Here is a 3,293-nt window from a genome sequence, read left to right on the forward strand (position 1 = left end):
GGGCGCCGAAGGCGTCCGGCCTGCACTCACGGAGGAAACATGTTCGCGAACCTCAACGGCTGGCACGCCGTCATCGTCATCGCCATCATCCTGCTGCTCTTCGGCGCTCCCAAGATCCCCCAGCTGGGGCCGCCGGCACTGCCCGCACCCGCCTCGAGGCTCGTCACCGACGCCGGCAGGTTCGCCAGGGACCAGTGCCACCAGCCGGACCCGCTCGGTGCGTCGGGGTCGAGGCAGGTCACGGCGAAGCTGCGGGTGGCCGCCGGGAAGCCCGACCACGACAGCTGCGGCGAGCGGTCGACGCCGCCGGCGGCGGAGCTCCACTGGGGGCGGCCGAGCGGCCCGCCCTCCTCGAAGTCGGCGCTCGTCACGGTGAACGAGTCCACGGGCCGCAAGCCCTGCAGTGCCTGGTACGGGTCGACGTCGAGCATCGCGATCCTCCTCGGGGGTGGTCGTCTGCGGTCGCCGCCAGCCTATGCGGGGACCACGCCGGGGTGACCCCCTTGACGGGGCGGGTCGGAGAGTCGGGCGGCGCACGGGTGCCAGGCCCGCTCGGCCGGCTCGCGGCATCCGACCGTATGATCTCGGGGTGGCCGTCGCCAAGATCCTCCTGTACTACGTCTTCACCCCGCTCGCCGACCCCGACGCCGTGCGGCTGTGGCAGCGCGACCTCGCCGAGTCGCTCGGGCTGCGAGGGCGCATCCTCATCTCGAAGGACGGCCTGAACGGCACCCTCGGCGGCGAGCTGCGCGCGCTCAAGCGCTACGTGCGCAAGACCCGCGACTACCCGGCGTTCAAGCACATCGACTTCAAGTGGAGCGAGGGCACCGGCCTCGACGAGGCGGGCGCGAGCCTCGACTTCCCGAAGCTCGTCGTCAAGGTGCGCGACGAGATCGTCTCGTTCGGCGCGCCCGGCGAGCTGCGCGTCGACGCAGCCGGCGTGGTGGGCGGCGGCACCCGGCTGACGCCTGACGCGCTGCACGAGCTGGTGGCCGAGCGCGGCGACGACGTCGTGTTCTTCGACGGACGGAACGCGCTCGAGGCCGCGATCGGACGCTTCCGCGGCGCCGTCGTGCCCGACGTCGAGACCACGCGCGACTTCGTCGAGGAGCTCGACTCGGGGAAGTACGACGAGCTCAAGGGGCGCCCCGTCGTGACCTACTGCACCGGCGGCATCCGCTGCGAGGTGCTCTCGAGCCTCATGGCGAGCCGCGGCTTCGGCGAGGTCTACCAGCTCGAGGGCGGCATCGTGCGCTACGGAGAGCGCTTCGGCGACGACGGGCTCTGGGAGGGCTCGCTGTACGTCTTCGACGGGCGCGGCTCCGTCGACTTCAGCGACCACGCCGCCGTCGTCGGCTCGTGCACGGTGTGCGGCGCGAGCACGAACCGCACCGTCAACTGCACGGATGCCGCGTGCCGCACGCAGCTCGTCGTGTGCGCGTCGTGCGACACGGCGACCTGCGCCGCGCACGCGGAGCCGGTCGCACGCTGAGCGCGGCCGCGGCCGCGTTGCCGGGCCCGGTCACGAGGTGATCTGGCGGTCAGCCGTCGGCATATCCGACCAGGTACCGCCGCGCGAGATCGTCGGCGTCCCCGCGAACCACGTTGATCATGACGATGGACGCCTGTCCGGCGTCGCGATCGATCACCAATGCCGCAGAGAATCCGCCGGGATATCCCGAAGCGATGGTGAAGGTACGCCCCGGCTTCTCCAGGATCTCCCAGAGGTAGCCGACGCGGAACGCCTCGTCGACCACCACGACCGGCTCGAGGGCGGGGCTCTCGCTCAGCGGGCCATCGAGCACCGCCTGGGCGAGTGCGACGAGATCGGGAAGGGTGGCGTGCAGGCCTCCGGCCGGTCCGTACTCGGCGGCCGACCACGGCTCGACGGGATCACCGTTCGGCAGGTGCCCTCCCGCGTGCGCCTCGGGGACATCGTCTTCGGTCTTGACGAGCACGGCACCGTCCATCCCGAGCGGCGTCAGCAGTCGCTCTTCGAGGAGTGATTCGTAGTCCGTTCCCGCGGCTGAGGCAAGCGCATGCCCGAGGAGCGCGGCACCGAAGTTGCTGTATCGGGGCTCGCCGGGGTTCGTGAGCGTCTCCAGGCGGGCGAGTTCCAGCAGCTGCTCGAGTGTGTAGTCGAACGGGTCGGCACGCGTGGCGTCCACCTCCGCGAGTGCGGCGGTCGTCGCGGCATCCGATGGATCGACCGGAAGGCCGCTGGTGTGGGTCGCGAGGGACTGCAGCGAGGCGCCTGCGGCCGGCGCCTCCCCCAGCGGCAGGTAGGCGCCCACCGCGTCGTCGAGGGCGACCTCGCCTCGCTCGACCGCGATCGCGAGCAGCTCTCCCGTGAGCGCCTGCGTCGTCGAACCGATCTCGAACACGGTCTGGGAATCGGCGTCGACGTAGGCCTCCTGCACGCGCCCCCCACCGATGACCGCGACGGCGGCGCGCACCCAATCACTCGCGAACGTCGTGCGCACATCCCGCTCGAACTCGGATTCGGCACCCTCCGGCGCGGCCGACGTCTCGCCGACGGGATTCGACGAAGTGGCGAAGCACCCGGCCAAGGCGAACGCTCCCACCGACAGCACCGCGAATGCCACAATGCGTCGGGACCGCTCGGCACGCCGGGTGCCCATGCGCCGGATGCTACTCCCGATGCACCGCCCCCGCCATCACGCGAACGGAGACGCCCGGCGCCCGGGGGGAGGGCCAGCCGACGCGCCCCGTGAGATGACGCGAATCGACCTTCCCCCGCTGGGGAAGGTCGGTTTGCGTCATCTCGCGCGGTCGGACCGGCTGCGCGCGGCGCGCGGCGGGCGCGGTCGGCGGGCGTAGGCGCGAGCGGACCGGCTCGACAACGCGAGCATCACCAGGATGTCGAGCGCGAGCGTCACGAACGTGGTCTGCAGGGTGATCTCCTGGTCGCCGACCCACCAGGTCGCGAACGACGTGCTGATGCTGATCGTCGAGATCACCATCACCACGATGCGCGGCCAGTTGAGCCCCAGCCAGGTGAGCACGCCGAGCGCGAGGTCGATGAGCAGCACGACGGCGATCAGGATGACGGTGAAGGTGTAGACCGCCTGCGAGGTGGCGGCGAACGCGTCACCGGTGATCGGGTCGCCGACCTCGTCGACGGCCTCGGTGAACACCTGGTCCCATTGCAGGGAGAGCGCCCCGAGCCACACCACGCCCGCGAGCACGCGCAGCAGCACCAGTGCCGCGCCCACCGTGGTCGCGATCGGCCGGCGCATCGCGGGCGGTCCCGCGACGGGCGCGACGAGCGC

Annotated in this window: 3 protein-coding genes and 2 pseudogenes; 2 read left to right on the forward strand and 3 right to left on the reverse strand. The window is 71.6% G+C overall.

All coding sequences use genetic code 11. The features are described 5' to 3' along the window. Nucleotides 1–39: 39 nt before the first annotated feature. Nucleotides 40–96: pseudogene (locus tag GH736_RS25245) on the forward strand (hypothetical protein); the annotation flags it as partial. Between the two features lie 83 nt (nucleotides 97–179). Here GH736_RS25245 and GH736_RS19605 read toward each other — a convergent pair. Beyond that, a pseudogene (locus GH736_RS19605) lies at nucleotides 180–431 on the reverse strand (YbhB/YbcL family Raf kinase inhibitor-like protein); the annotation flags it as partial. Nucleotides 432–589: 158 nt separating this feature from the next. On the opposite strand from GH736_RS19605, the gene trhO reads away from it, so the two are divergent. Then, nucleotides 590–1,492, forward strand: coding sequence for an oxygen-dependent tRNA uridine(34) hydroxylase TrhO (trhO, locus tag GH736_RS19610; protein ID WP_159606331.1), 903 nt, complete (start codon nucleotides 590–592; stop codon nucleotides 1,490–1,492). Between the two features lie 49 nt (nucleotides 1,493–1,541). On the opposite strand, the gene GH736_RS19615 is transcribed toward trhO, so the two are convergent. Both GH736_RS19615 and GH736_RS19620 read right to left on the reverse strand, forming a co-directional pair. Further along, nucleotides 1,542–2,642 (reverse strand): serine hydrolase domain-containing protein, encoded by a 1,101-nt coding sequence (locus GH736_RS19615; RefSeq protein WP_159606333.1) that lies wholly within the window; start codon nucleotides 2,640–2,642, stop codon nucleotides 1,542–1,544. Nucleotides 2,643–2,780: 138 nt separating this feature from the next. Next, on the reverse strand, nucleotides 2,781–3,293 hold a 513-nt coding region (locus GH736_RS19620), incomplete at its 5' end, for a hypothetical protein (RefSeq protein ID WP_159606335.1).

Source organism: Agromyces humi, from assembly GCF_009720255.1.
In the GTDB taxonomy this organism is placed as follows: Bacteria; Actinomycetota; Actinomycetes; order Actinomycetales; family Microbacteriaceae; genus Agromyces; species Agromyces humi.